General features: G+C 62.0%; 2 pseudogenes. Both read left to right on the forward strand.

Annotated features, from left to right (window positions below):
* Window positions 1-104: 104 nt before the first annotated feature.
* Window positions 105-735, forward strand: a pseudogene (locus tag QJT78_RS51310) (IS21 family transposase); the annotation flags it as partial.
* Window positions 632-1,258, forward strand: a pseudogene (gene istB / locus QJT78_RS51315) (IS21-like element helper ATPase IstB); the annotation flags it as partial. The pseudogenes QJT78_RS51310 and istB, both read left to right, overlap by 104 nt.
* Window positions 1,259-1,367 lie beyond the last annotated feature (109 nt).

The following is a 1,367-nucleotide window of genomic DNA, read 5'->3' on the forward strand; positions in this document are numbered from 1 at the left end:
CACGCCTCAAGCACCTTGCGATCTTTCCTCGAAAGGTGGACTTCTCTTGCTTCGGGTATCATCCCGACCTTGAATCACGACTCACGTTCCAAGAAAAGTGGGTACTAGTGCGCTTCGACAACAACAAATACTCGGTCGCAGCCAGCGCGGTCGGGCGCCCGGTCGAGGTCCAGGCCTATGCCGACCGCATCGTGATCCGCCAGGATGGGCGCATCGTTGCAGAGCATCCGCGATCCTTCGGACGCGTCGAGACGACCTACAATCCCTGGCACTATGTGCCGGTGCTCGCTCGCAAACCCGGCGCCTTGCGCAATGGCGCTCCCTTCAAGGACTGGGTGCTGCCGGCAGCGATCGAGCGGATCCGGCGCAGGCTCGCAAGCACCGACGATGGCAATCGGCAGATGGTCGACATCCTCAACGCCGTGCTGACCGATGGTCTGCCGGCGGTGGAAGCCGCTTGCGCCGAAGCGCTCGGCCACGGCGTCCACTCCGCCGATGTCGTGCTCAACATCCTGGCCCGGCAACGCGAACCCGCTCCACCGGCCAACATCATGACGCCGGCGGCGCTAACGCTCCGCCATGCGCCGATCGCCGATTGTGCCCGTTACGACAACCTCCGGAGGACCAACTGATGGAACGAACCCAACTCTTCGACCTCATGGGCGTGCTCAAGCTCTACGGCATGAAGGCCGCCTTCGACGAGATCATGGCAACTGCCATCAAGCGACAGCATGAACCTCAGCGCATCGTCGGCGACCTGCTCAACGCCGAGATCAACGAGAAGCAGGCCCGGTCGATCAAGTACCAGCTCACCATCGCGAAACTGCCGCTCGCCAAGGATATCGCCGACTTCCAGTTCGATGGAACGCCGATCAACCAGACGCTCGTCAATGATCTCGCCGGCGGTGGCTTCATCGCCCAGCAACGCAACGTCGTGCTGGTCGACGGTACCGGAACCGGCAAGACCCATCTTGCCATCGCCATCGCGAGAAGCTGCATCCGCGGCGGCGCCCGGGGACGATTTTACAACGTCGTCGACCTCGTCAACCGCCTCGACGCCGAGACCCGTAGCGGACGTCAAGGCCGGCTCGCCGAGCACCTGACCCGAATGGACTTCATCGTCCTGGACGAACTCGGCTATCTGCCTTTTGCCCAGTCTGGTGGCCAGCTTCTGTTCCATCTCGTCAGCCGGCTCTATGAGCGCGCTTCCGTGATCGTCACGACTAACCTTGCCTTCGGCGAATGGCCGAGCGTGTTCGGCGAGCCGATGACTTCATGATGCCTCCTTCTTCGAACGCTTGGTGCGTCGTACCCGGTTGCGAAGCTGACTCATTTGTTCGTCTGAGAGCTCGATCTGCCAAGGCTGG

This window comes from Bradyrhizobium sp. Mp27 (assembly GCF_029953005.1).
GTDB lineage: Bacteria > Pseudomonadota > Alphaproteobacteria > Rhizobiales > Xanthobacteraceae > Bradyrhizobium > Bradyrhizobium barranii.